The sequence below is a fragment of the Pseudomonas sp. FP1740 genome (assembly GCF_030687165.1).
In the GTDB taxonomy this organism is placed as follows: domain Bacteria; phylum Pseudomonadota; class Gammaproteobacteria; order Pseudomonadales; family Pseudomonadaceae; genus Aquipseudomonas.
The window spans coordinates 5,407,631-5,433,397 of the sequence record NZ_CP117461.1; the positions used below are offsets into that span (position 1 = coordinate 5,407,631).

Annotated in this window: 21 protein-coding genes; 10 read left to right on the plus strand and 11 right to left on the minus strand. The window is 59.7% G+C overall.

Annotated elements, in window-relative coordinates; genetic code table 11:
• Positions 1-24 precede the first annotated feature (24 nt).
• The 5 genes from PSH69_RS24205 to cmoB all read left to right on the plus strand — a co-directional run bounded on the left by PSH69_RS24205 (position 25) and on the right by cmoB (position 3,845).
• Entirely contained in the window at positions 25-714 is a 690-nt protein-coding gene (locus PSH69_RS24205; protein WP_007940472.1) for a DUF4197 domain-containing protein, read from the plus strand.
• Positions 715-850: 136 nt separating this feature from the next.
• Entirely contained in the window at positions 851-1,243 is a 393-nt protein-coding gene (locus PSH69_RS24210) for a protease inhibitor I42 family protein (RefSeq protein ID WP_105340252.1), read from the plus strand.
• Between the two features lie 2 nt (positions 1,244-1,245).
• Positions 1,246-1,881 (plus strand): lysoplasmalogenase, encoded by a 636-nt coding sequence (locus tag PSH69_RS24215; protein ID WP_305410048.1) that lies wholly within the window; start codon positions 1,246-1,248, stop codon positions 1,879-1,881.
• Between the two features lie 231 nt (positions 1,882-2,112).
• Positions 2,113-2,892, plus strand: coding sequence for a carboxy-S-adenosyl-L-methionine synthase CmoA (gene cmoA, locus PSH69_RS24220; protein WP_018927038.1), 780 nt, complete (start codon positions 2,113-2,115; stop codon positions 2,890-2,892).
• Entirely contained in the window at positions 2,889-3,845 is a 957-nt protein-coding gene (gene cmoB, locus PSH69_RS24225; protein WP_007940467.1) for a tRNA 5-methoxyuridine(34)/uridine 5-oxyacetic acid(34) synthase CmoB, read from the plus strand. Before cmoA ends, cmoB begins: the two co-directional genes overlap by 4 nt.
• 35 nt (positions 3,846-3,880) lie before the next feature.
• Here the strand turns inward: cmoB and tadA are convergent, their stop codons facing one another.
• From tadA to treP, 7 genes are all read right to left on the minus strand, one after another.
• Positions 3,881-4,378, minus strand: a complete 498-nt coding sequence (gene tadA, locus PSH69_RS24230) for a tRNA adenosine(34) deaminase TadA (protein ID WP_018927040.1) — start codon at positions 4,376-4,378, stop codon at positions 3,881-3,883.
• Positions 4,378-5,754 carry a multicopper oxidase family protein gene (locus PSH69_RS24235; protein WP_305410049.1) on the minus strand — a complete coding sequence of 459 codons (1,377 nt, stop codon included), beginning with the start codon at positions 5,752-5,754 and terminating at the stop codon, positions 4,378-4,380. Before PSH69_RS24235 ends, tadA begins: the two co-directional genes overlap by 1 nt.
• A gap of 102 nt (positions 5,755-5,856) precedes the next feature.
• Entirely contained in the window at positions 5,857-6,144 is a 288-nt protein-coding gene (locus PSH69_RS24240; RefSeq protein WP_305410050.1) for a PTS transporter subunit EIIB, read from the minus strand.
• Positions 6,145-6,146: 2 nt separating this feature from the next.
• Positions 6,147-8,681: a phosphoenolpyruvate--protein phosphotransferase gene (gene ptsP / locus PSH69_RS24245; RefSeq protein WP_305410051.1), complete on the minus strand. Its 2,535-nt coding sequence runs from the start codon at positions 8,679-8,681 to the stop codon at positions 6,147-6,149.
• Positions 8,682-8,744: 63 nt separating this feature from the next.
• Complete coding sequence (locus tag PSH69_RS24250) at positions 8,745-9,968, minus strand: carbohydrate porin (RefSeq protein ID WP_138866266.1); 1,224 nt, start codon at positions 9,966-9,968, stop codon at positions 8,745-8,747.
• 93 nt (positions 9,969-10,061) lie between these two features.
• Positions 10,062-11,711 (minus strand): alpha,alpha-phosphotrehalase, encoded by a 1,650-nt coding sequence (treC, locus tag PSH69_RS24255; RefSeq protein ID WP_305410052.1) that lies wholly within the window; start codon positions 11,709-11,711, stop codon positions 10,062-10,064.
• 41 nt (positions 11,712-11,752) lie between these two features.
• Complete coding sequence (gene treP, locus PSH69_RS24260; RefSeq protein WP_305410053.1) at positions 11,753-13,195, minus strand: PTS system trehalose-specific EIIBC component; 1,443 nt, start codon at positions 13,193-13,195, stop codon at positions 11,753-11,755.
• A 236-nt stretch (positions 13,196-13,431) separates the two neighbouring features.
• Between treP and treR the strand changes: the two genes are divergently transcribed.
• Together treR and PSH69_RS24270 are read left to right on the plus strand one after the other, a co-directional pair.
• Positions 13,432-14,136 (plus strand): trehalose operon repressor, encoded by a 705-nt coding sequence (gene treR, locus PSH69_RS24265; RefSeq protein WP_064620099.1) that lies wholly within the window; start codon positions 13,432-13,434, stop codon positions 14,134-14,136.
• A 99-nt stretch (positions 14,137-14,235) separates the two neighbouring features.
• On the plus strand, positions 14,236-17,283 hold the full coding sequence (locus tag PSH69_RS24270) for a membrane-targeted effector domain-containing toxin (protein ID WP_305410054.1): 3,048 nt from the start codon (positions 14,236-14,238) through the stop codon (positions 17,281-17,283).
• Between the two features lie 89 nt (positions 17,284-17,372).
• Here PSH69_RS24270 and guaA read toward each other — a convergent pair whose 3' ends face one another.
• The 4 genes from guaA to PSH69_RS24290 all read right to left on the minus strand — a co-directional run bounded on the left by guaA (position 17,373) and on the right by PSH69_RS24290 (position 22,063).
• Entirely contained in the window at positions 17,373-18,950 is a 1,578-nt protein-coding gene (guaA, locus tag PSH69_RS24275; protein WP_018927049.1) for a glutamine-hydrolyzing GMP synthase, read from the minus strand.
• 99 nt (positions 18,951-19,049) lie between these two features.
• Positions 19,050-20,519, minus strand: a complete 1,470-nt coding sequence (guaB, locus tag PSH69_RS24280; protein WP_095632439.1) for an IMP dehydrogenase — start codon at positions 20,517-20,519, stop codon at positions 19,050-19,052.
• 141 nt (positions 20,520-20,660) lie between these two features.
• The gene (locus PSH69_RS24285; RefSeq protein WP_111454295.1) at positions 20,661-21,209 is read right to left on the minus strand and encodes a sugar ABC transporter ATPase; all 549 of its coding nucleotides are present in this window, start codon (positions 21,207-21,209) and stop codon (positions 20,661-20,663) included.
• Between the two features lie 86 nt (positions 21,210-21,295).
• Entirely contained in the window at positions 21,296-22,063 is a 768-nt protein-coding gene (locus PSH69_RS24290) for a sulfite exporter TauE/SafE family protein (protein ID WP_305410055.1), read from the minus strand.
• Between the two features lie 100 nt (positions 22,064-22,163).
• Between PSH69_RS24290 and PSH69_RS24295 the strand changes: the two genes are divergently transcribed.
• The 3 genes from PSH69_RS24295 to PSH69_RS24305 all read left to right on the plus strand — a co-directional run bounded on the left by PSH69_RS24295 (position 22,164) and on the right by PSH69_RS24305 (position 25,338).
• The gene (locus tag PSH69_RS24295; protein WP_138866271.1) at positions 22,164-23,060 is read left to right on the plus strand and encodes a LysR family transcriptional regulator; all 897 of its coding nucleotides are present in this window, start codon (positions 22,164-22,166) and stop codon (positions 23,058-23,060) included.
• Positions 23,061-23,133: 73 nt separating this feature from the next.
• Positions 23,134-24,513, plus strand: coding sequence for an exodeoxyribonuclease VII large subunit (xseA, locus tag PSH69_RS24300; RefSeq protein ID WP_305410056.1), 1,380 nt, complete (start codon positions 23,134-23,136; stop codon positions 24,511-24,513).
• A 3-nt stretch (positions 24,514-24,516) separates the two neighbouring features.
• Entirely contained in the window at positions 24,517-25,338 is an 822-nt protein-coding gene (locus tag PSH69_RS24305; RefSeq protein ID WP_019581053.1) for a peptidoglycan DD-metalloendopeptidase family protein, read from the plus strand.
• Positions 25,339-25,767: the final 429 nt, after the last annotated feature.

Sequence of the window (25,767 nt, forward strand, 5' to 3'; positions counted from 1 at the left end):
TTATTTACGAACAAGGAAGCCACCATGCTCCGCCCTACCCTTCGCTTCGCCGGCCTGTGCGCAGGCTTGATGATTTGCGCCAACGCCCTGGCACTGTCACTCAGTGACCTGTCGCAACAAGACGCCACCGGCGGGCTCAAGGACGCCCTGACCCAAGGCGCGCAGCTGGCCGTTAAACAACTGGGCACACCCGGCGGCTTCAGCAACAACCCGGACGTGAAAATCGAACTGCCGGGAAAACTGGGCAAGGTCGCCAAGAAAATGAAACAGTTCGGCATGGGCGATCAGGTCGATCAACTGGAAACCAGCATGAACAAGGCAGCTGAAGCGGCGGTAACGCAGGCTCAGCCGATTCTGGTGGATGCGGTGAAGAAGATGACCGTGGAAGATGCCAAGGGGATTCTCAGCGGCGGCCAGGATTCGGCCACTCAGTACCTGAGCAAAACCAGCCGCGAACAGATCCGCACCAAGTTCTTGCCGATCGTCAAGCAAGCCACCGATCAGGTGGGTTTGGCTCAGCAATACAACGCGTTCGCCGGGCAAGCCGCGACGCTGGGTGTGCTGGATGCGAAAAATGCCAACATCGAAAGCTACGTCACCGAGCAGGCGTTGAACGGGTTGTTCGAGATGATTGGCAAACAGGAAGAAACCATTCGCAAGAACCCTGCGGCGGCAGCGACCAGCCTGGCGAAGAAGGTGTTCGGCACGCTCTAGACCCTGTGGGAGCGGGCTTGACTGACGGGCATTACCCGCCTCCCGCCCTCAATTACCCCTAATGGGTGGTCGTCACAATTTGTCTCATCTTCAGTTATGCTCGCCGTTCGTCGTAATCGCCGGAGTCGTTGATCCTATGTCCCCCACTCGCCTGTTAGTCCCCCTCGCCCTTGCTCTGCTGAGCGCTTGCGCCTCGCAACCGAAACAGAACCTGACCGTGGAAAAACAAAGCGAATGCCCGGCGAAACTGCACAACGGGCAAACCCTGATCCTGACCCTGCCAAGCAACCCGACTACAGGTTACCGCTGGGCGATCCAGGATTCGGCCGGGGGGGTGTTGCGCGCGCTCAGCCCCGAGGTCTACAGCAACCCGGAAGACGCTGGAATTGTCGGCAGCGCCGGCATTTCAACCTGGCGTTTCCAGGCCTTCGCCACCGGCACCGGCCGCTTGCGACTGACTTATTCACAACCGTGGGCACCAGAAGTACCCGCCGTGCAAACCTTCGACTGTGCCATCGCAGTTAACTGATCGTGGGCTGGCTTATTCTGGCGCTGATGGGCGCGGTGACCTTTGTGTATGGCCTGAGCGTGCATGCCGCGCTGCTCTGCCTGCTGGTCAAACCGATGCCTGTGCTGGCCCTGCTCGGCTGGTTGCACGATGCACCGCCCAGCGAGTATCGGCGCTGGATCAGCCTGGGTTTGATTTTCTCCTTGGTCGGCGATGTGTTGCTGGCATGGCCGCAAGACTTGTTTGTGTTTGGACTTGGAGCATTTTTGCTCGCGCATCTGGCGTATCTGAAGGCTTATTTGAGCGATTGCCGGCGTCTGGCTGTGTTGCCGCTGATCCTCGCCTTCGGCGTGGGTGCCGTGCTGCTGGGGATTCTGATTTCCAATGACTTGGGGCCGCTGCTGGTCCCGGTGATCGTCTATGGCCTGGCCATCAGCGCCATGCTCTGGCGCGCCCTGGCCCGGCTCGGCACCGACGTGCCCAAACGCTCGGCGCTGCTGGCAGCGGCGGGCGCGGTGGCGTTTGTGTGTTCTGACAGCGTGATTGGCATTAACCGGTTTGTGATGCCATTTCATGCCGCGCCTTATGTGATCATCCTGAGTTACTGGCTGGGGCAATGGGGGATTGCGGCGTCGGCGTTCACCCAGCGGCAACGCTAACCCTGTGGCGAGGGGGCTTGCCCCCGTTGGGCTGCGCAGCAGCCCCAAACCCAGCCGCCGCATCCTTTCAAATTAATTGCATCTACCCGCTTTACGACGGCTACGCCGCCGAACGGGGCGATGCGGCGTTCCGACAAGCCCCCTCGCCACAAAAGCCCCTTCGCCCTTCAAATTGCATCAACCAGCCGGTTTATCAGCAAACCCGCGCATCCCCGCGCCAAGTTGGCTAAAATGCCGGCCTTTTCCACCTACACCGCTGGAACCGCCGTGAGCAAAGAATCCGATCGCCTTTTCGCCCAGCCTTTGGCCCAGGTGCCTGACTTCGCCTTTAACGAGGACGTGGTGCGGGTGTTCCCGGACATGATCAAGCGCTCGGTGCCGGGTTATCCGACCATCGTTGAAAACCTCGGCGTGCTCGCCGCGCAGTTCGCCCAGCCCAATAGTGTGCTCTACGATTTGGGCTCGTCTTTGGGGGCCGTGACCCAGGCCTTGCGCCGTCACGTGCGCACCGACGGTTGCCGGGTGATCGCTGTGGATAACTCCGCGGCCATGGTCGAGCGTTGCCGCGAATACCTCAACGGCCAGGACTCGATGTTCCAGGAGTTGCTGCCGGTGGAAGTGATCGAAGGCGACATCCTTGCCCTGGAATTTCAGCCAGCCTCGGTGGTGGCGCTGAACTTCACCCTGCAATTCATCGCCCCGGACCAGCGCACCGCGCTGCTCGCGCGTATCCGCCAATCGTTGCTGCCCGGTGGCGCGCTGATTCTTTCGGAGAAGCTGCGCTTCAATGACCCCGAAGAACACGCGCTGCTCACCGACCTGCACGTGGCCTTCAAACGCGCCAACGGCTACAGCGAACTGGAAATCGCCCAGAAGCGCAGCGCCATCGAAAATGTCATGAAGCCCGACAGCCTCGAAGAACATCGCGAGCGCCTGTTGGCCGCCGGTTTCTCGAAAGTCGTGCCGTGGTTCCAGTGTCTTAACTTTGCCTCGTTGATTGCCTTGCCATGATTGATCTGTCCCCCCTCGCCCGCCGTCTGGCCGGCACTCCGCTGGCCGAATGGGCCAACACCCTGCAAGTGCAACTCGACAAGAAAATGGAAAAAGGTCACGGCGACCTGGAGCGCTGGCAGAGCGCACTGGATGCGTTGCCGAAGATCCAGCCGAGCGAAGTCGACTTGTTGAACGGCCTTAAGCTGGACACCGATTGCGACGATGAAACCCGCGCGCAAATGCGCACCGCGCTGATGGGCTTGTCACCTTGGCGTAAAGGGCCGTTTGACCTGTTCGGCGTGCATGTCGACACCGAATGGCGCTCGGACTGGAAGTGGTCCCGGGTGGCTCCACATCTGGACCTGAAGGGAAAACGCATCCTCGATGTCGGCTGCGGCAACGGCTATTACATGTGGCGCATGCTCGGCGCCGGGGCCGACAGCGTAATCGGCGTCGACCCCAACTGGCTGTTCTTCTGCCAGTTCCAGGCGGTGCAGCGTTACCTGTCCGAGCCCAATGCCTGGCACTTGCCGTTCCCTTTTGAAGACCTGCCGCCGAATCTGGAAGGGTTCGACACCGTGTTTTCCATGGGCGTGTTTTACCACCGCCGTTCGCCGATCGAGCATTTGCTGGCGCTGAAGGATTGCCTGGTCAAGGGCGGTGAACTGGTGCTGGAGACGCTGGTGATCGAAGGCGATCAACAGCAGGTATTGGTGCCGGAAGACCGTTACGCACAGATGCGCAATGTCTGGTTCCTGCCGTCGGTGCCGGCGCTGGAGCTATGGCTGCGTCGCGCCGGGTTCAGCGATGTGCGTTGCGTGGATGTGAGCATGACCACGGTCGAGGAACAACGCGGGACGGAATGGATGAAGTATCAGTCGTTGAGCGATTTCCTTGATCCGGATGATCACAGCAAAACGATCGAAGGGCTGCCGGCGCCGATGCGTGCGGTGATTGTTGCCCGCAAGTAAAAGCTTCGCGGGCAAGGCGGCCCACCTGTCGCCGCCTAATCCGCTGGCTTGGCCCTACGGGCCTTGAAGAACTCGCTCAACACTGCCCCGCACTCCTCGGCCAACACCCCGCCTTCGTACAGCACCCGGTGATTCAAAAAGCCCTGGGTAAAAAACTGCCCCTGGCTCTGCACAATTCCGGCCTTGGGCTCCAGCGCGCCATACACCACCCGCGCAATCCGCGAATGCACGATCAGCCCGGCGCACATGCTGCACGGCTCCAGCGTCACGTATAGCGTACTGCCCGGCAGGCGATAGTTGCTGGCGGCCTGGGCGGCGGCGCGGATCGCGACCATCTCGGCGTGGGCGCTGGGGTCATTGCCGCTGATCGGGCAATTGAAACCGCGCCCGATGATTTCACCGTCCTGCACCAGCACAGCACCCACCGGCACTTCACCCAGCGCCGCGCCTTCGGCGGCGAGGGCCAGGGCTTCGCGCATGAAATCACGATCACGGCTGCGGTCGATAATCGCCGCGGGGCGTATCTGACGCATCACGCCACCTCGATGGCGGCCATCAGGCCGGTTTCCATGTGGTCGATCACATGGCAGTGGAACATCCAGACGCCCGGGTTATCCGCCACCAGCGCCACTTGCGCGCGCTCGTTCTTGCCCAACAGGTAAGTGTCGGTGAAATACGGGATAACCTTGTGCCGGTTCGAGGCAATGACTTTGAAGCTCATGCCATGCAAATGGATCGGGTGCTGATACTGAGTCATGTTCTTCAATTCGAAAATATAGCTTTTGCCCTTTTCGAGCTTGGCAATCGGTCGGTCGGCACAGGTCTTGTCGGTGATGTCCCAAGCCTTGCCGTTGATCTGCCACAGGCTGGGCGGCTTGCCATTGTCGACGTTGACTGACACCGAACCCACCCATTCGAAATTGAAGTTGAGTTTCTCGGCATTGGCCAGGTCCGGCTCGGCCACCGGGTTGGCGGGCAGTGCCGGCGGCCACTCGGTTGGCGCGTCGGTATTGGCCACTGAGCGCAAGGTGCCCAGGCGTACCGGACCGTTGCGCAGGGACAATTCTTCGCCGGCCGGCGGAGCCTTGATGGCCAGGCAAATGCGCATGCCCGGGCCGAGCCAGTATTCCTTGCCCAGTGGGCGCGGTTCAATCGGGTTGCCGTCCAGCGCGTAGATCTGCGCTTCGACACCGGGAATATTAAGGCGATAAGTCAGCGTGTTGTCGAGGTTGAGCAGGCGTACGCGGGTGATCTGCCCGGCGGGCAATTCAATCACCGCTTGCGACACACCATTGATGGTCGACAGCCCCCCCGCCGTACCGCCACGGGCCGCTTCACGAGGAATGCTGAACGGCACGAAAGCACCGACTTCATCGACATGCCAGCTCTTGAGGCTCAAGGTCTTTTCATACTTGAAACCGGTGGGCTCGCGCTCTTCGATGATCAGCGGGCCGACCAGCCCGCGACCGAGCTCCTCGCTGCTGTTCACGTGCGGGTGATACCAATAGCTGCCGGCGTCGGGCACGCGGAACTTGTAGTCGAAGTACTCGCCCGGCAGCACCGGCAATTGCGAGACATACGGCACGCCGTCCATTTCCAGCGGCAGGCGGATGCCGTGCCAGTGAATGGTGGTCGCCACCGGCAGATGGTTGATGAAGCGCACCCGCAGCCATTCGCCCTGACGCACACGCAATTCAGTGCCCGGAGCCGATGGGCCGAACGCCCAAGCCTCGGTCTTGTGCCCGGCCACCAGTTCGACGTCCAGCGGGGCGGCGATCAGCTCATAGTCGTGGCCGGCCTCAGCGTCGGCCATCTTGCCCAGCCAGTAACGCGACGCGCCACCGGCTCCGACACCAACGACAACAAGACCGGCCAGGCCACCGAGGATTTGGCGACGGGTAAAGGACATGAACTCAACTACCTCACGTATCAACCACAGGCGAGGAGCCTGCAAAAGGCGAATACGATACACCTGCGGATGAGAAACAGTAAGGGCAACGCGAGGGAACGATCACTGAAGACCGGTGAGCAGATGCACCACTCCACCGTCCAGCATCATGACCCCAGGCACCCCCTCTGCCATCAACGCCTGCTGATCGATCCGCGCCACATCCCGTAACTCCACCCGCATCCGGGTCAGCGCCACCGGCTGATGCGACTTGAGGTTATCCACACCGCCCAGGGCGGCCACGACATTCGCGGCCAACCCCGAAACAGGCTGAGCCACTACTTTCGGCTCATCTACCACCAGGTCCGGGGTCAACGCTTTCCAGAACGCCCGCTGCATTTTCTCGAACATGCTCAGTTCTCCAGAACCAGTGAAGTATCTACCGTGGCCTCGTGGTGCAGGCGCAATGCCTCGCGTACCTGCCCGGCACTTTCCAGCCCCAGCACTTGCTGGGCGATGGCCTGACAGTCCAGCAGGTCCACTTCGCGAACCGCCGCCTTGATCGCCGGAATCAGCGGCACGCTCACCGACAACTCATCCACGCCAAGCCCCAGTAACAGCGGCACCGCCAGGTTTTCCGAAGCCAGAGCGCCGCATACGCCGACCCATTTGCCATGGGCATGGGCGGCTTTCACCGTGCTGGCGATCAAGCGCAGCACCGATGGATGAAAACTGTCGGCCTGACTGGCCAGCCGTGGGTGATCGCGGTCCATGGCCAGGGTGTATTGGGTGAGATCGTTGGTGCCGATGGAGAAGAAATCCACCTCGGGCGCAAACAGATCCGCCATCAGCGCCGCTGCCGGAACTTCGATCATGATCCCCAGTTTCGGCAGTTCCGTGAGCCCTGCTGCCAGCGCTTCCTCTTCAAGCAGCTGACGGGCCAGGCGCAATTCCGACAACTGCGTGACCATCGGCAGCATGATGTGCAGGCGAGCCAGCCCGGCGCTGCTCAAAATCGCCTTGAACTGATCGCGCAACAACTGCGGACGCTCCAGGCACAAACGAATGCCGCGCATGCCCAGGAACGGGTTGGTTTCGCGCTCCATCGGCACGTAGGCCAACGGTTTGTCACCGCCGACATCCAGGGTGCGCACCACCAGACTGCACGCCGGGCCCAGGGCGCGGGCGATGGCGCTGTAGGTGCAGGCCTGCTCGTCATGGCTCGGCGCGTGATTGCGATCCAGATAAAGAAACTCCGAACGCAACAGACCGACACCCTCGCCACCCAGCGCCATGGCCTGTTCGGCTTCGGCCAGCGAAGCGATATTGGCAGTGATTTCAACGTGATGCCCATCGCGGGTACGGGCGGCCAACCCTGCGTTTGCCAACTCGTGTTGCTGGCGTTTCTTTTGCCGCTGACGATGAACTTGCAACTGCTCAATGGCGGCCAGTTCCGGATCGATCTGCAACTCGCCCTTGTCGGCATCGAGCAAAACCCGGTTGCCATTGGTCAATGCCAGTACCTGAACCGGCAAACCGCAGATCGCCGGCAAGCCAAAGGCCCGGGCCAGAATCGCCACGTGGCTGGTGGCACCACCGCCGACCGTCGCGAACCCCAGCACCTTGCACGGGTCCAGGCCAGCCGTCTGGGAAGGCGTCAGCTGCTCGGCAATCAGAATCGCCCCTTCCGGCAACTCCATCGCACGATCTTCTACACCGAGAATCAACTTGAGCACCCGTTGACCAACATCGGCCAAATCCGCCGCTCGTTCGGCCAGCAAGGCATTGCCCAGACTTTTGAACAACGCCGCCGTCGACTCGGTGGCCGCCCGCCAGGCGTAAGCGGCGCTTTTGCCAGCGTCGATCAATGCCAGGGCCTGATGCAGCAGGCTTGGGTCTTCGAGCAGTTCCTGATGCGCCTTGAAGATGTCGGCCTGGGCGTCCCCCGTGGCCGTGTCCCGCAACTGCTGCAGGGCCAGAACCGCCGTCGCCAACGCTCGGGACAGATGCTCACGCTCAACCTGAGGACCAACGCCTGACTCACTCACCTCGAGGGTCTGCTCGGCAATCTGCACCACTTGGCCAAATGCCGACCCCGGCGATGCACAAACGCCGCGCAGCACCTTTAGCGATGAGGCCTCAGCGGCGACTGTCTCAACCTCTACCATCACCGTCACGACTTCCCCGCAACCGCTAGCCAGCAACTCCACCAGCGTCTTGATCGCCATTTCGGCATCCGCGCCCGCCGCGCTGACCTGCAGGACGTCACCATGGGCAGTCTGCAAAGCCATGATCGCCACCAGGGATTTGGCGTTCGCGCTGTCCTGCTGTTTATGCAGACAAATGCTCGCTGAAAAGCCTTTCGCCGCTTGGGCAAACACTGCCGCGGGGCGCGCGTGCAAGCCGTTGGCATTGGGCAGTTTCACCGGTTTGGAGAACAGCGCGTCGCCTTCCTCCAATCCCGGTTCACCGACCGTCACTTCCGATGGATTCAAACTCAGCAACGGCTGACCGCTTTGCACCACCCCCGTTTCAGGGGCCAGCCAGGTAAACGGCTCGCCGCTGACCACCAGCATCAAGGTCAACAAACTGCGGGCGTTCAAGGCAATGTAATCGGCATTGAACTCGATCAGCGCCTGCCCCACCTCAACCCGCTGACCTTCCTCCACCGACCGGGTGAAACCCTTGCCGGCCAGGTTCACGGTGTCGAGGCCGATATGCATCAATACCTGCACACCATTGTCGTCGGTGATGCTGACGGCGTGCCCGCTGGCCTGCACATTGCTGATCACCCCGGCCAGCGGTGCGCACAAGGTGGACGAGGTCGGGTCGATGCACAGACCGTCGCCGATCACGCGACTGGAAAACACCTGATCGGGCACCTGGTCCAGCGGCATAAGCACACCGGACAAAGGTGCCAGCAGTTGCAATTGTTGGGGTATGGCCATGACGTCACCTGCTGTTTTTGTTCTTTGAAGTGCCGATGGAGCGCGAGGCTCCGACAGCATCGCTTATTTCCACCAATACTCGACCTGCAATCCGACGTTCGAGCCGTGTCGCGCGGTGCCGAAGGCGCCCGTGTCGGACAACGCCGAACCCGCTGCCAGTTCATTGGCCGCCCGTTTGGCCGCCTCGTTCCAGCTGGCATAGGTGTAATACAGACGCACCTCGGGGCGCGCCCAGAATTCCGGGCCCTTGGGCGACCAGGTCGGGGCGACGGTGAACTTGCTCAGTTTGCGCGTGCCGCCTGTGGCCTCGACCTGATCGTGGCCCAGTTCGGTCACCAGTTTGATTTGCTCGGTGATCGCATAGGCCGGGCGAATCCCGAGGGAAATCCAGTTCTGGTCAGCGCCGTCGGGGCGAATGTCCTTCTGATAAACCGCCTCGACCTGCCCGCCAAAGCGCGGCGTCACTTGCCAGTCGAAGAACTCCACCACGCGATAGCTTTTACTGCTGTCGTCCAGCTTCACGTTACCGGTATAGCCCAACCCCGTGCCGGGGCCTTCGCCGTACTGAAAGGCCAGTTTGTTCTTGCCGCCCAGAAAGCCCTTCTGCACATGCTGGGTGGTGATCGCCCAGCCACGGTGAGCGTCGCGGCTGTCGGGTTTATCGATGTAACTCAAACCGAACTCCAACTCACCGCCGGGGTTGGTGTTGAAGCCGGCGACGTTGAAATCGTGACGGTTGATGTAGTCCTTCTGGTACAGGTTGTCCTTGCGCGAGAAGGCGTAGCTGTACTTCAGATCGCCGATCAGCACGTCCTCGATACCGCCGCCGGTGGCGCTCTGGTTCCAGTAGTAAAAGTCGGAAATATGGATGTCATTCCGTTTGTAGTAACGCCGACCGGCCCACAGCGAACCACCATTGAGGCTGGGCATGTTCGACCATTGCGCGTACATCTGCGGCATGCGCACCGAGCCGTTGTCACCGTTGAACGTCAGGTCCTTGTCGTACTGGTTATACAGCGATGCCATGCCGTCGACGCTGAGCACCGAACCATCGTCCAGGGTGTAAAGATCCTGGCGCAATTCAAGTTCGGCGTACTGCTCACATTCGTTACCCAAGCGGTATTTGGTCTGCGCCCCCGGCAGCTGGAAACACTGCTGTTTACCGCTGTTAACCGAGGTCCCGACGCCGCTGCGCAAGTAACCGGCGAATTCCAGCGCCTGGGCTGACAGTGGTAATGCCAGGCACACGCCCGCCGCTACAAGACTGCGATTTATTGTTGTTTTCAAAAACCACCTCATTATTTTTATTGTGTGATGCAGCAAAACCGGCGCGCAAAACTCCCCCGCGCAGTGTTCTGCGTGTTGTTTGAAACAGTGTTTTTAAATGTTGGTCAGGTGCAGAACGAACGACTCATAGGGCCGTAAAAAGACCTGCCGATGTCGTGGCGGACAGTCCGGGTAATTGCTGATCACCAGACGTTGCGCCATCGCTTCGCTGATCACCTCCGGCGGCAGTTCAACTTCGCACGGCGAGCCATAGAAGTTGTTCAGCACCAGCAAACGCTCACCATTGCCTTCACGCACGTACGCCCAGATTTGCGTGTGTTGAGGCAACAACTGCCGGTACACGCCATCGGACATCAGCGCTTCACTGCGGCGCAGGGCAATCAACTGACGGTAGTGATGCAGCACCGAATCCGGGTCGTCGAGTTGGTGGGCGACGTTGATTTGCGCGGCATTGGCCGGCACCCCGATCCACGGCTCGACAGCGCTGAAACCGGCGTTCGGCTCGGCGCTCCAGTGCATCGGCGTGCGGCTGTTGTCCCGAGACTTTTGCATGATCGCCGCCATGTTGTCGGCGTCGGTTGCACCGGCCTCGCGCTTGAGCCGGAAGATGTTCAGAGTCTCGACATCGCGGTACTGATCGATGTGATCGAACCCCGGATTGGTCATGCCCAGCTCTTCGCCTTGATACACAAACGGCGTGCCCTGGAGGAAATGCAGTGCGGTGCCGAGCATCTTCGCCGACACCACCCGATGCTCGCCATCATCACCAAACCGCGAAACCACCCGCGGCTGGTCGTGGTTACACCAGAACAGCGCGTTCCAGCCACCGCCGGCCTGCATGCCGGTCTGCCAGTCGGAGAGGATGCGCTTGAGCTCGAGGAAATCGAAATCGGCGCGAATCCACTTCTGCAGGTTCGGGTAATCAACCTTCAAGTGATGAAAGTTGAAGGTCATCGACAGCTCTTTCGACTCCGGCCGCGAGTAGCGAATGCAGTGTTCCAGACTGGTGGACGACATCTCGCCGACGTTGATCAGGTCATGACCTTCGAACACTTCGCGGTGCATCTGCTGCAAGTATTCGTGGACGTTCGGGCCATCGGTGTAGAAACGCCGACCGTCGGAGCTGTCCTCGGGGAAGTCCGCCGGTTTGGAAATCAGATTGATCACGTCAAGGCGGAACCCGCCCACGCCTTTGTCGCGCCAGAACCGCATCATCTTGAAGACTTCAGCGCGCACCCTGGGGTTGTCCCAGTTCAGGTCGGCCTGCGTGTGGTCGAACAAGTGCAGGTAATACTGGCCGGTCTGGGCTTCGTACTCCCAGGCCGAACCGCCGAACTTGGATTCCCAGTTGTTCGGCTGGTCGCGCCAGATGTAGAAGTCGCGGTAAGGGCTATCGAGGCTGCTGCGGGCCTGCTGGAACCAGGTGTGTTCGATCGAGGTGTGGTTGACCACGATGTCGAGCATCAGCTTGATCCCGCGCTTGCCGGCCTCGGCAATCAGCAATTCGCAGTCGGCCATGGTTCCGTAGCTCGGGTCGATGGCGTAGTAATCGCTGATGTCGTAACCGTTGTCGCGCTGCGGCGAACGCAGGAATGGCGTGATCCACAGGCAATCGACACCCAGCCAGTGCAGGTAATCGAGCTTGGCCACGACGCCGAGCAAATCCCCCGTGGGGTTGCCGGCGTGGCTGTGAAAACTCTTCGGGTAGATCTGGTAGATCACCGAACGTTGCCAGTCTTGCATGGCGGATTCCTTTTTGAATAGGTACTGGCGAATGCGATCTATCAGGCGACCCGATACCCGGGCCGGACAATCTTCATGCTCAACCCGCAGGTCAAAACAAACGGCACGACCATGGCAATCACCATCCCGACCACGAACATCGGAATGAACTGCGGAATGATCGAGATGAAGCCGGGCAAGCCACCGACGCCGATTGCCGAAGCCTGGACCTTGTTCAGCGACAGGAAGATGCAGCCCAGGGCCGAACCGATCAGGGCGGCATAGAACGGAAACTTGTAGCGCAGGTTGACCCCGAACATCGCCGGTTCGGTGATGCCGAAGTAGGCAGAAATTGCCGAGGTCGAGGCCATGCTTTTGTCCCGCACACTGCGGGTCATGTAGAACACCGCCAGTGCCGCGCTGCCTTGGGCGAGGTTGGACATGACGATCATCGGCCAGATGAAGGTACCGCCCTGGGTGGAGATCAGTTGCAAGTCGACCGCGAGAAACATGTGGTGCATGCCGGTGATCACCAGCGGTGCGTAGAGCAGACCGAAAATCGCGCCACCGACCATGGGCGCCAGGTCGAACAGAGTGACGACGCCTTCGGTGATGAGAATCCCCAGATGCCGGGTCACCGGGCCGATCACGGCCAGTGCCAGCACGCCGGTGACCACGATGGTGGTGATCGGCACCACCAGCAATTGCACCGCGTTCGGCACCCGCGCCCGCAGCCATTTTTCGATGACGCTCATCACGTAGGCCGCCAGCAGGATCGGCAGGATCTGCCCCTGATAGCCGACCTTTTCGATCTGGAACAAACCGAGGATGTCGAAGTACGGCAGGCTCTGGCCGTCGAGACCTGCGACTGCCTTGCCGTAGTTCCAGGCGTTGAGCAGGTCCGGATGCACCAGCATCAGGCCGAGCACGATGCCAAGGATTTCGCTGCCACCAAACCGCTTGGCCGCCGACCAGCCCACCAGCGCCGGCAGGAATACAAACGAGGTGTTGGCCATCAGGTTGATCAGGCTCCAGAGCCCGTCAAGTTTCGGGTAGGCGTCCAGCAGGGTCTGGCCTTCGATGAACATGCCCTTGGCGCCAATCAGGTTGTTGATGCCCATCAACAGCCCCGCAATGATCAACGCCGGCAGGATCGGCATGAACACGTCGGAGAACACCCGCACCAGACGCTGCATGGCGTTTATCTTGTCGGCGCTTTTTTGTTTAACGTCGGCGATGGTTGCAGCCGCCAGACCGGTTTGACGGCGCAGTTCGGCGTACACCTTTTCAACTTCGCCGGGGCCGATGACCACCTGGAACAGCCCACCGGTGAAGAACGAACCTTTCACAAGATCAATCTGATTCAGCGTTGCGCTGTCGACCAGGCTCGGGTCCTTGAGGGCCAGGCGCAGGCGTGTGACGCAGTGCGCGGCCTGCTCGAGGTTGTCGCTGCCACCGAGGCTTTGCAGCAGCTCGCTGGCGATGTTCGGATAATCGTGGCTCATGCTTTTCTTCCGCTGTAGTTTTTTGTTTTTGGCAGCACGCCGAAGCGAAAAGTACTCGTCTGTACGAGTTAAAGCAACAACTCGTACAGACGAGTTTGATTTTGTTTATCCTGAACCCGACCAACGGCGATTTTTCCTACCTCCGAAGTCAAAGAAACCTAAACCCGCATGGACAAACCCCTACCCTGCCCTTAAGGTTCAAAACCTTGAGCACAGCGCGGCACAGAGCCATCCCCATGAGTAAATACAACCAGATCTACAGCGATCTGCTTGCCAGCATCACCACCGAACGTCTGGAACGCGGCGCCCGGTTGCCTTCCGAAACCGAATTGATGGACAGCTACCAGGCCAGTCGCGGCACCGTGCGCAAGGCCATCGAGCAATTGCAGGAGCGCGGTTTCGCCCAGAAAGTCCACGGCAAAGGCACCTTCGTGCTGTCGACCAACCCGATCGAATTCCAGCTGGGCGGCATCGTCAGCTTCCAGGAGACTTACCCGCGCCTGGGCAACGACGTCAGCACCGAGGTAGTCGAGTTCACACAAATCCCCCTCGAAGGCCCACTGCTCGACCACATCAAGGCAGAAGAAGGCAGCCTGATCACGCGGATCAAGCGTGTACGGCGGATCGACGGCAAACGGGTGATCCTCGACATCAACCATTTCGTCAGCGACGTGATTCCCGGCCTGACCCGCGACATTGCCGAGCAATCGATCTACGCCTTCATCGAACAGACCCTGCAACTGCAAATCGCTTACGCCCAACGCACCATCGAAGCGGTGCCCCGGAGCAAGGATGACCAACAACACCTGGACCTCGACGGCCAGAGCCATGTGATCGTGGTCAGTAACCAGACCTTCCTGCAGGACGGCCGCCAGTTCGAGTACACCGAATCGCGGCATACCCTCGACAAGTTCTACTTTTCGGATGTGGCACGGCGCTGACCCTACACGTTCCGGAATCGTGTTTGTACATAACTATGTAGTGCACTTCCCTTGAGCAAATGGGCAATCCTCTCAGCCCATTTCTCAAGGAGCGAGAACATGCTTACCGATCAAACAACTGAAACGCTGCCCGATACCGCATACAAACAACACCTTCTGACCATCGCGCCCGTCATCGTGACTGCCTGTCCCGATTTGCACGAAGAAGCCCATGTGATGGCCACCGAAATCCTGAAAAAACACGGCATTACCGGCCTGGACCCGGATCAGGTCTGGTGGCATCGCTTTGGCAATGTCACGGCCAGCAGCACCCAGGCCTTCCTGGGCTGGGAGCATTACCCTAAACCCAGTCAGTCAATGACCCTGACGCAGCTGGTGATTCATCGGTACTACGTCACGGATCAGGACTATTTCGATCAGCTGGACTGTTACGGCGGGTTTTACACCGCCGACGCAACCGCCAGCATTTACAACGAAACCAACGAAGTCCGGATGTACCCCAGCGCGGTGCTCAAGGATTTCTGGCACGAGACCTTCAGCGACCGTTATCGGGACAAGCTGAACGCCTACTGGAGCGCGCATTTCGATGACTACCGGACCCTGGCGAAATGCAATTATCTGAGTAAAGCCGTCGAGGCCCGGGAAAACGGTACGCTGCAGGAGGAAGAATTTCAGACCGTCATCCGGGCCGTCGCCGCTGACAAATGCTGGCCGATCTCCCTGGAGACCTTGCGTGCGCAAACCTCTGCACCAACCGATCTGCGGGTGTGCGCCCTGGACGTCGCCGGGCATGTCGCCACGGATATTCTGCGTATCGATGATGGTAGCGGACGACAAATCACCTATGTCCCGGGGGCCACAGAAGCGTTCCACGTGCACCCGACGTTGACGGACATGCATTGGTGGATCCTGCTGCAAATGAATGATGACGCGCGTTATACCGAATTCATGACCCACTTCCCGCTGTCGGTGCGTCAGGAGATCCACGACAACATTACGCCCCTGATGAACCAGTTGGTGGGCACGTGGGGCAAATACGATCACCATCTGATCAATCAAAAAAACATCACCATCAGCGGTGACGCGTTTTCCTGGTTGAGCCGTAATGTGCAGAGCGCAATGTCGCAAGAGGCCGATCTGTCTCTGGTGACCAACGGACAACTGCGTAAAGGCATGTGGCTGGGTTACCTGAGCGCCGGCCTGCACGTCTTCGGGCCGCTGGCGCTGCTCGGCTGGCCGATTGCACTGCCGGTGATTGGCGCCAGCATCGCTTCAATGGGCTTGAACATCGACAAGGCAGTGAACGGCAAAACGGTGGCGGAGCGCAAGGCCGGCGTAAAAGGCGCCGTACTGGCTGGCATCAACCTTCTGTTCAACCTTCCGCTGCTCAAGGAGGTCGATGTTCTGGAGGAGGTCGGCGCTTCGGCCGAGGCCGCCGAAGCTGCCGAAATGGCCAGGCTGCGGGAGGCCAACAATCCTGCCGAACCGATCGGTACGCAAGAACAGGAGTTGTCCGACGGTTCAGGGCGCGCAACCACTCAACTTCCAGAGTTCATCCCCCTGAAACCGGCGCCGGCACAGAACCTTGAAGTACCGGAGCACTGGCAAAGTAACGAGATTCTGGAAAGCGAGGCACCACTTGCCACCAGCGGCAAGTTCCAGGGCATCTACTCGCTCAACTCCAACCCCTCGACTGCGATCATGATGAACGACGCAGCCTATTACGTGCGCTACGAAGCCGACATCAATGGCGGTGGCACCTGGGCGATCATCGACCCGGCAAACCCATACGCGTCCACAGGATCGATACCCGTGCGCTTGAATGCCGAGGGCGAGTGGGAGCTGACATCGAAATCCGGTTTGAAGGGTGGTGGCAAAGACGACCTCGCCGCTGTTCCGGGTCCTTCTCGCTTTCCCGACCATGTCCGACCACCGGAAGCACTTCGCGTGCCCTCGACGAAGTACGACACCTCCAATGGGCGGTCGCTCAACTTCCTGGGGCTAGGTAAGAAAGAAACGCACATAAAAATAATCAACCTCCCCAACGGACGCATACAAGGGGTGACACCCTATGAAGAGTTCGTCGCGGGACATCGCACAGCTCTATTGAGAGATGCTCGCGCTTTCTTCTCCAAAGAAAACTTTTTTGCCTCATTACCGGCACGTCCGGTACAGCCCGTCATCACGCCGTCCATGACTGTCCCGGAACTCATTCAGGAAATATTCGATGCTTCGCCGGGGTTGGTGATTGGAGAAGGCCAAGATCGTATTGCCAGCATGCGGTTCCTTATCGAAAACATGCAGACGTTGGCCAGGCAAGGCGTCAAGACGATCTATATGCATCGCTTGCTCAATGACTTCAATCAAATGGACCTGAATATTTTCGGCAGAAGCGCAACGATGGACGGCATGCTCGAAAAGTATTTGAAACAGTTACAAAGCGATCCCGCCGGGCAGTTCACCCCTCTTGAGGTCGTCAAGGTGGCTCGCGAGAACGGTATCCGGATCCAGGCGACCGACTGTCTGACAAGTTACCGATATCCAGAATCGTCCTTTATTGATGTTCAGGAACAATCCATTAAAAACTACCTCACCACCACGATCATGCGTGCCAATGAAGCGCTTGGCAGATCAGGTAAATGGGTCGTGCTGACGGGACAGGAAAACACCAATACCTTTAGAGGCATTGCCGGCCTCAGTGAAATGAATGGCGGTATCGGTTTGCGTATTGAGGAAGTACTTCCCGAGCGTAGCCTGCATATAGAGATAGACCACGGCATAGAGGTGGGCCGCAATGCCAGCCCGCCCCCCGTTAACTATCATGGAGATTTCGACACCTTGTATGCCGATATCAGCCTGCAAGTACCGATGCCCATGCTGCAACGAACCCCGGACGAAATCGCTCGCCTCCTGTTCCGCCAGGGAATGTTCACCTTCAAGGAGTCTGATGGAACCTGGACTTTGATCCATCGCAGCAGAACCAATCTGATCACAGAAACCCTGGTTGAACGAACGGCCGATGGGCAATACCTGGTCAATCGCCCCGCCTGGACTGACATCCATCAAAAACCTTACCCCAACCTGATCAGCCTTTCCCATGCGCTCACCGGCATGGGCATGAAACTCGAAGGACGCTTGCCAGTGTAGAAAAATACCGCACCGTGAAACGCGAAAGGCCCCGTGAACTCACATTCACGGGGCCTTTCGGTTGTTACCGACAATCAGTCAGAGCGGGATCACTCCCACTCAATCGTCGCTGGCGGCTTGCTCGACACGTCGTAGGTGACGCGGGAGATGCCTTCGATTTCGTTGATGATCCGGCCGCTGACGGTTTCCAGCAGTTCGTAAGGCAGGTGTGCCCAACGCGCGGTCATGAAGTCGATGGTTTCCACGGCACGCAGGGCAACGACCCAGGCGTAACGACGGCCATCGCCGACAACGCCAACCGATTTCACCGGCTGGAACACCACGAAGGCCTGGCTGACTTTGTGGTACCAGTCGGCCTTGCGCAGTTCTTCGATGAAGATGTGGTCGGCACGACGCAGCAGGTCGGCGTATTCCTTCTTCACTTCACCGAGGATCCGCACGCCCAGGCCCGGGCCCGGGAACGGGTGACGGTAGACCATGTCGTACGGCAGGCCGAGTTCCAGGCCTAGACGACGCACTTCGTCCTTGAACAGCTCGCGCAGCGGTTCAACCAGCTTGAGGTTCATTTCTTCCGGCAGGCCACCCACGTTGTGGTGCGACTTGATCACGTGCGCCTTGCCGCTTTTCGCGCCAGCCGACTCGATCACGTCCGGGTAGATGGTGCCCTGGGCCAGGTACTTGATGTTATCCAGCTTGCAGGATTCGGCATCGAACACGTCGATGAAGGTACGGCCGATGATCTTGCGCTTCTTCTCTGGATCGGACTCGCCAGCCAAGTTGTTGAGGAACTGGTCCTCGGCGTTGGCACGGATCACTTTGACACCCATGTTCTCGGCGAACATGGCCATCACTTGCTCGCCTTCGTGCAGACGCAACAGGCCGTTGTCGACGAACACGCAGGTCAGCTGATCGCCAATGGCCTTGTGCAGCAGCGCGGCAACCACCGAGGAGTCCACGCCGCCGGACAGGCCAAGCAGTACGTTGTCGGTGCCGACCTGGGCACGGACCTGGGCGATGGCGTCTTCGGCAATCTTCGATGGCGTCCACAGCGCTTCACAGCCGCAGATGTCGAGAATGAAGCGCGACAGGATGCGACCGCCCTGCTTGGTGTGGGTCACTTCCGGGTGGAACTGCACGCCGTAGTAGGCACGGTCATCGTTGAACATGCCGGCAATCGGGCAGCTCGGGGTGCTGGCCAGGATGTGGAAGTCTTCCGGCATCTTGGTGACCTTGTCACCGTGGCTCATCCATACGTCGAGGCCAAACAGGCCATCGGCGTCGATATGGTCTTCGATGCCGTCGAGCAGGCGGCTCTTGCCGACCACATCGACACGGGCGTAACCGAACTCACGCAGGTCGGAACCTTCAACCTTGCCGCCCAGTTGCTCGGCCATGGTCTGCATGCCATAGCAGATACCGAAGACTGGCACGCCCAGGTCAAACACCGCTTGCGGGCAACGAGGGCTGTCGGCTTCGTGCACGGACTCGGGGCCGCCGGCGAGGATCACACCTTTTGGAGCGAATTCGCGAATGGCTTCCTCGTCCATGTCGAACGGATGCAGTTCGCAGTAAACACCGATTTCACGCACGCGGCGGGCGATCAGTTGGGTGTACTGGGAACCGAAGTCGAGGATCAGGATGCGGTGAGCGTGAATGTCGAGGGCCATGATTCAGTCTCGTCTAAGTAATTCAGAAACAGTCGTGATTCAGAAACAACTCGGGGCTGAATAGAACAGCCCCGGTTGCTTAACGATTTGCTTGAAGCCTCAACCTACGCGGTAGTTTGGCGCTTCTTTGGTGATCTGTACGTCGTGGACGTGGGACTCGGCCATGCCAGCGCCGGTGATCCGCACGAACTCAGGCTTGGTGCGCATTTCTTCGATGTCGGCGCTGCCGGTGTAACCCATCGAGGAACGCAGGCCGCCCATCAGTTGATGGATGATGGCGCTCAGGGTGCCCTTGTAAGGAACACGCCCTTCGATACCTTCCGGAACCAGCTTCTCGGCACCCGCGGAGGAGTCCTGGAAGTAACGGTCGGAGGAACCTTGAGCCTGGGACATGGCGCCCAGCGAACCCATGCCGCGATAAGCCTTGTACGAACGGCCCTGGAACAGTTCGATCTCGCCTGGCGCTTCTTCAGTACCGGCGAACATCGAACCCATCATCACGCAGGAGGCACCGGCCACAATGGCCTTGGACAGGTCACCGGAGAAACGGATGCCGCCGTCGGCGATCAACGGAACACCGGTGCCTTCAAGGGCAGCGGCAACGTTGGCGATGGCACTGATTTGCGGGACGCCGACACCGGCGACGATACGGGTGGTGCAGATCGAGCCTGGGCCGATACCGACCTTGACTGCGTCAGCGCCGGCTTCGGCCAGGGCCTTGGCAGCAGCGCCGGTGGCGATGTTGCCGCCGATGACCTGCACTTCAGGGAAGTTCTGCTTGACCCAGCGAACGCGGTCGATCACACCTTTGGAGTGACCGTGGGCAGTGTCGACCACCACCACGTCAACACCGGCATGGACCAGGGCAGCTACGCGGTCACCGGTGTCTTTGCCGGTGCCGACTGCAGCGCCAACACGCAGACGACCTTGATCGTCCTTGCTGGCCAGCGGGTAAGCCTTGGCTTTTTCGATGTCGTTGACGGTCATCATGCCTTTGAGGGCGAATTTGTCGTCGACGATCAGCACGCGCTCGATGCGGTGCTTATGCAGCAATTCACGCACATCGTTCTTGTTGGCGCCTTCCTTGACCGTGACCAGACGCTCTTTAGGCGTCATCACTTCACGAACGGCGGCGTCCATGCGGTTCTCGAAGCGTACGTCACGGGAAGTGACGATGCCGACCAGGTCGCCATCGTGTAGTACCGGAACGCCGGAGATATTGTGCAGGCGGGTCAGTTCGAACAGTTCACGCACCGTGGCATCGGCCTCGATGGTGATCGGGTCCTTGACCACACCGGCTTCGTAACGCTTGACCTTGCGCACTTCGGCAGCTTGCTGCTCGATGGTCATGTTCTTGTGGATGATGCCGATGCCACCTTCCTGAGCCATGGCGATTGCCAGACGGGCTTCAGTAACGGTGTCCATAGCGGCGGAAACCAGTGGAATATTCAGCTCGATGCCACGGGTAAGGCGGGTCTTGAGACTGACTTCGTTAGGAAGTACCTCGGAATAACCGGGCACTAGGAGAATGTCGTCGAATGTCAGAGCTTCTTGGCTGATACGCAGCATCGCGGGGGCTCCCGAGCGGGAAAATGGAAGCGCGCCATTATAGTCAGACACCCCCTCGGGTTCAATGTAAAACTCTGTCTATTATTGGCATTACTGACATACGGAGAAACATTGTCCCCCGTAGGGGACCGACGCCGGCATTTAGAGTTCGACTTTGACCCAACTCACGGGCTGATCCAGCCAATCGGCAAACTCATCGATAAAGTCCTGCTTGAACCCGGCCTCGAGCCAATTGTTGAAGATGAACCCCAGGTTGGAAAAGCCGCATTCCTGCAAAAACAGAAAGCCGTTGATGTCGTCTTCATGCCCGCACTCAGGGCAGGTGAAGTTATCGGTGCGCCCCGGCATCCAGTCTTCCAGGCTTTCGAACAGCGCTTCGCCGATCTCCTTGCGGCACTCGGCGCAGCCGGCTTCTTCAAGGAAACCCTTGGCCGGTGTATAGATGCAACGCTTGGTGATGACCTCCAGCCCATTGATCGGCTCGCCGAACGGCAGCGCTTCAGGGTGCAGGACCACGGCGCGGGCGCCGTCGGCGATGGCGTGGGCCATGTGATTGCCGGTGCGGCCACAGGTGGTCAGCTCTTCTTTAATGATGTTCTTGCGCACCAGCCACCGCACGACCGCCCGGGCCCGGGGTTCGTGTACCGGCAGTGTGGAGATTTTCGGGACGATGATGCTTTGCGAATTCATGGTGCAAGCCTACTGCGTCAAAGGGATGTTGCTGCGGTGCGCCGATTGTCAGGGCGGCCGGCAGCTTAATCCCTGACGAAATCTGGTCAAGTGCTCAAATAACGCCCGATCAAGGCAATCCCGCTGGCCAGCACCAGCCAGGTCACCAACCGCACGAAAGCCTCGCGGGACAACTTCATGATCAATCGCCGACCGATCCACAGCCCCAGCGCCACCGCCGGCAACAAACACAGCGCCAATACCAACAAGGGTAGCTCGGCATACACACCGGCGACGGCAAACAGGCTCAAACGCACCACGGTGCTGCAACTGATCAGCGCACTCTGGGTGGCTCGGGCCTCGTCCTTGGGTAAGCGACTGTTCAAATAGATCGCATATAGAAAGCCGCCGCTGCCAAACAGCGCCCCGAACATCCCGCCCACCGTGCCCATCGGCACCGCCCAACCCGCGGACAATTGCCTCGGACGGGTTTTAATCCACAGGCTGTAAATCGCATAGGCGCTGATAAACAGCCCCATCAACAGCAGCAATACATCGGATTTCAGGTTCAGCAGAAAAATCACCCCCAACGTGCAACCCACCGCCATGCACGGCAGCAGTCGCAGCAATTCGGACCGCTCTACATCTCGGCGCGAGGGCAGCAGATTGCCGAACGCGGCGACGAAATCCAGCAGCACCAACAGCGGCACGATTTTCGACAGTGGCATGAACAGAATCAGAATCGGCCCCGCCACCAGCGCGGTGCCAAAACCGGCAATGCCGAACACGATGTAGGCCAGGGCAACACCCAATCCGATCACCAACCAATCCACCACACCCCACGGCCATTGGCTCAACAACTCCAGCACATTCATCGACACGGCTTCCTTTTATTCCTGTGATGACTTTAGCCAGCGCCGGGCGTTGCGACTAATATCTTCAAAATCGATCACCCATCTCAAAAAGGCATATCTGGTGCTTTCAACCCGCCAATTGCGTTACTTCGTGGAAATCGCCGAGAGCGGCAGCTTCAGCGCGGCGGCCGAACGACTGTTTATTGCTCAGTCAGCCTTGAGCCGACAGATCAAGGACATGGAAACCCGCCTGCAAACGCCGCTGTTCGAACGCACCGCCCGCCAGCCCCGCCTGACGGCAGCGGGCGAAGCCTTTTTGCCTCGGGCCAGAAACCTGCTGAACGAACTGACCAAGGCCAGCGAAATGGCCACTCAAGTGGGCACCGGTCAACTGGGCGTCTTGCGCCTGAGCCATTCCAGCACCGTGCCCATGAGTGGTCGACTGCTGCGCGGCATCAGCGTGTATCTGGATCTGCATGCCGGGGTGTCGATGGACATCGTCAAGCTGTCCTCGGAGGCACAACTGGAAGAATTGGCCGAAGGTCGCCTCGATGTGGGTCTGTTGCGCCTGCCGGTGCTGCGCCAGCGTGAAGGGGTGCAGATTGTTCCGCTGTACAGCGAGCGTCTGTTGTTGGCAGTGCCGCCGAATCATCGGCTGGCTGTGGAAAAGTCCGCACACGGCATCGATCTGGCACAGTTGAAGGATGAAGCGTTTATTTCCATCCCTCATCCGCAGCGTGGCGGCCTGAGCTATCTGTCTGCCGAGTTGTGCATGCGCCAAGGGTTCTTTCCCCGGGCGGCTCGGGTGGTGTCACGCAAAACCACGCAACTTCAATTGATCCAGGCCGGGTTCGGCATCGCCCTGCTGCCAGAGTCGATGCAGGACATTGCGCCACCCGACATCCACTTCCTGCCCTTGGCCGACCCCGATTGCCACAGCACTGTCGCCCTCGCCTGCCGGCAAGATCCCACCGCGCTGGTTCAGCAATTCGTCGAACACTTCACTCGATTACCGTAGCAATGCCCGCTCCCACAAGGGATTTACGCTGACTCATGGAGATTGATCGCCGAATGCCTTTAAACTGCGCCCCATGATTAAAGATCCCTTTGCAAGACTCGGCCTGGACCGGGAAGTCCTGACTGTCAGCCAGCTCAACGGCCGCGCGCGGGTGTTGCTCGAAGACGTGTTCAGCAACATCTGGGTCGAAGGCGAAATCTCCAACCTCGCCCGCCCGGCGTCCGGCCATGTGTATTTCACCCTCAAGGACAGCGGCGCCCAAGTTCGTTGTGCACTGTTCCGGCAGAACGCGGCACGGGTTCGCCAGGCGCTGAAGGATGGCCTGGCGGTCAAGGTTCGTGGCAAGGTTTCGCTGTTTGAAGGCCGTGGTGACTACCAACTGATTCTCGACACCGTGGAGCCGGCCGGTGATGGCGCCCTGCGTCTGGCCTTCGATGCTTTGAAGGAAAAACTCAGCGCCGAAGGCCTGTTCAGTGCCGAGCGCAAAGTGCCATTGCCGGCGCACCCGCAACGCATCGGCATCATCAGCTCACCCACCGGCGCGGTGATCCGCGACATCATCAGTGTGTTCCGCCGCCGTGCGCCGCAGGTGCAACTGACGCTGATCCCTACCGCCGTACAAGGTCGCGAAGCCGCTGCGCAAATTGTCCGCGCGCTGAAACTGGCGGACGCCCGTGGTTTCGATGCGCTGATCCTGGCCCGTGGCGGCGGCTCGCTGGAAGACCTCTGGTGTTTCAACGAAGAAGCCGTGGCCCGCGCCGTGGACGCCTGTATGACGCCGATCGTCAGCGCCGTTGGCCATGAAACCGACGTATCGATCAGTGACTTCGTCGCCGACGTTCGCGCGCCGACGCCGTCCGCCGCCGCCGAACTGCTGGCGCCGGACTCCAGCGATCTGGTGCGTCGGGTCGAAAGCCTGCACCGACGACTGGTGATGCGCATGCGTGACCGCTTGATGCGCGATCGGCTGCGTCTGGAAGGCATCTCTCGCCGCTTGCGCCATCCCGGCGAACGCCTGCGTCAGCAAGCGCAACGCCTGGATGATCTGGACATGCGCCTGCGCCGCGCCTTCGAACGTAGCCTCAACACCCGTCGCGAGCGCTTGATCCGTCTGGAAACCCGCCTCGCCGGGCAGCATCCCGGGCGACAACTGGCGATGCTTCGCCAGCGCCTCGACAGCCTCGCCGAGCGCTTGCCTCGGGCCATGCGCGAAGGGCTTAAATCCCGTCGCCTGCAATTGCAAAGTCAGATGCAGACGCTGCATGTGGTCAGCCCGTTGGCGACCCTCGCTCGTGGCTACAGCATTCTGCTGGACGAGCGCGGCAACGCGATCCGCAGCGCCGCGCAAACCCACACCGGCCAGCGCCTGAAAGCCAAACTGGGCGAAGGCGAGCTGCAAGTGCGGGTCGAAGACAATCACCTGACGCCTGTCACCCTTTCTTTACTGGATTGATCCATGCCGCGTTTTTTCGCTCCGCTGCTATTGCTGTGCCTGACCTTCAACGCCCATGCCGACAGTTACATCACCCGTCTGTTGAACAAACCGGTACCGGGTGGCGTAGCCGTGGTGGATCTGGGCAGCTCTGCCCAGGCGCCAAAAGCCAGCTATCAAGGCAGACCGGTACTGGTGGTCAAGGAACAGAACAACTGGCTGGCCATCGTCGGCGTGCCGCTGACGGTCAAACCGGGCAGCCAGTCGCTGAGCAGCGGTGGCCGCAACCTGAGCTTCACCGTCGGCAACAAGAAATACCCGGAACAGCACATCACCCTGAAGAATACGCAGCAGGTCAATCCGAACCCGGCGAATCTCAAGCGCATCGAGGGCGAGTTGGCCGAGCAGATCCAGGCTTACCGCAGCTTCAGCCCGAATACTCCGAGCAACCTGTTGCTGGACAAACCGGTCAATGGGCCGTTGTCGAGCAAGTTCGGGGTGCGCCGCTTCTTCAATGGCGAAGAACGCAATCCCCACGCGGGCCTCGACTTTGCAGTGCCCGCCGGCACGCCGATCAAAACCCCGGCCGCCGGCAAGGTAATACTGATCGGGAATTACTTCTTCAACGGCAATACGGTATTCGTCGACCATGGCCAGGGCTTTATCAGCATGTTCTGCCACATGTCGAAGATCGACGTGAAAGTCGGCCAGCAACTGGCGCGTGGTGAGGTGGTCGGGAAAGTCGGCTCAACTGGCCGTGCGACCGGGCCGCATATGCACTGGAACGTCAGCTTGAACGATGCGCGGGTGGACCCGGCGATTTTCATTGGTGCGTTTCAACCATAAGCAGTGGTTGCGGCTGATGGCCTCTTCTCGCGGGCAAGCCCGCTAAGAGGCCTGAGCATCACCGAAACCCGCAAATAAACCGAACACTCCCAACCCACTCAACCCCTCTTCTATCGATTGCGCATGGCTGAGACACTGCGCAAGCGACAAAACAATCCTGCTTCTTACGAGCAATAAAATCTCGCAAAAACCCGCTTTTCGAGTATTCCTCTCAAAGTTTTTCGACTGCTTGCCATCCTTTCCCCCCGCGGTTAGGGTTGAAGGCATGAAAACCTCTCACACCCTCATTCAGCTCCGCCAGCACCGCAGCCTGTGCCTCGTCAGTGCACGACTGCCAGGCTGAATCGCGGTGCCTCGTCTGATGCTTTACCAGAACATTTGATCCACCGGCAGGCCGCCTTTTTTCGGCCCACACAATAAGGATTTTCC

What these genes read in the sequence shown, in the direction of transcription:
- PSH69_RS24205 (WP_007940472.1), top strand. Translation starts at nt 25, where the DNA reads ATGCTCCGCCCTACCCTTCGCTTCGCCGGCCTGTGCGCAGGCTTGATG.
- PSH69_RS24210 (WP_105340252.1), top strand. Translation starts at nt 851, where the DNA reads ATGTCCCCCACTCGCCTGTTAGTCCCCCTCGCCCTTGCTCTGCTGAGC.
- cmoA (WP_018927038.1), top strand. Translation starts at nt 2,113, where the DNA reads ATGCCGGCCTTTTCCACCTACACCGCTGGAACCGCCGTGAGCAAAGAA.
- cmoB (WP_007940467.1), top strand. Translation starts at nt 2,889, where the DNA reads ATGATTGATCTGTCCCCCCTCGCCCGCCGTCTGGCCGGCACTCCGCTG.
- tadA (WP_018927040.1), bottom strand. Translation starts at nt 4,378, where the DNA reads ATGCGTCAGATACGCCCCGCGGCGATTATCGACCGCAGCCGTGATCGT.
- PSH69_RS24235 (WP_305410049.1), bottom strand. Translation starts at nt 5,754, where the DNA reads ATGTCCTTTACCCGTCGCCAAATCCTCGGTGGCCTGGCCGGTCTTGTT.
- PSH69_RS24240 (WP_305410050.1), bottom strand. Translation starts at nt 6,144, where the DNA reads ATGTTCGAGAAAATGCAGCGGGCGTTCTGGAAAGCGTTGACCCCGGAC.
- ptsP (WP_305410051.1), bottom strand. Translation starts at nt 8,681, where the DNA reads ATGGCCATACCCCAACAATTGCAACTGCTGGCACCTTTGTCCGGTGTG.
- treC (WP_305410052.1), bottom strand. Translation starts at nt 11,711, where the DNA reads ATGCAAGACTGGCAACGTTCGGTGATCTACCAGATCTACCCGAAGAGT.
- treP (WP_305410053.1), bottom strand. Translation starts at nt 13,195, where the DNA reads ATGAGCCACGATTATCCGAACATCGCCAGCGAGCTGCTGCAAAGCCTC.
- treR (WP_064620099.1), top strand. Translation starts at nt 13,432, where the DNA reads ATGAGTAAATACAACCAGATCTACAGCGATCTGCTTGCCAGCATCACC.
- PSH69_RS24270 (WP_305410054.1), top strand. Translation starts at nt 14,236, where the DNA reads ATGCTTACCGATCAAACAACTGAAACGCTGCCCGATACCGCATACAAA.
- guaA (WP_018927049.1), bottom strand. Translation starts at nt 18,950, where the DNA reads ATGGCCCTCGACATTCACGCTCACCGCATCCTGATCCTCGACTTCGGT.
- guaB (WP_095632439.1), bottom strand. Translation starts at nt 20,519, where the DNA reads ATGCTGCGTATCAGCCAAGAAGCTCTGACATTCGACGACATTCTCCTA.
- PSH69_RS24285 (WP_111454295.1), bottom strand. Translation starts at nt 21,209, where the DNA reads ATGAATTCGCAAAGCATCATCGTCCCGAAAATCTCCACACTGCCGGTA.
- PSH69_RS24290 (WP_305410055.1), bottom strand. Translation starts at nt 22,063, where the DNA reads ATGAATGTGCTGGAGTTGTTGAGCCAATGGCCGTGGGGTGTGGTGGAT.
- xseA (WP_305410056.1), top strand. Translation starts at nt 23,134, where the DNA reads ATGATTAAAGATCCCTTTGCAAGACTCGGCCTGGACCGGGAAGTCCTG.
- PSH69_RS24305 (WP_019581053.1), top strand. Translation starts at nt 24,517, where the DNA reads ATGCCGCGTTTTTTCGCTCCGCTGCTATTGCTGTGCCTGACCTTCAAC.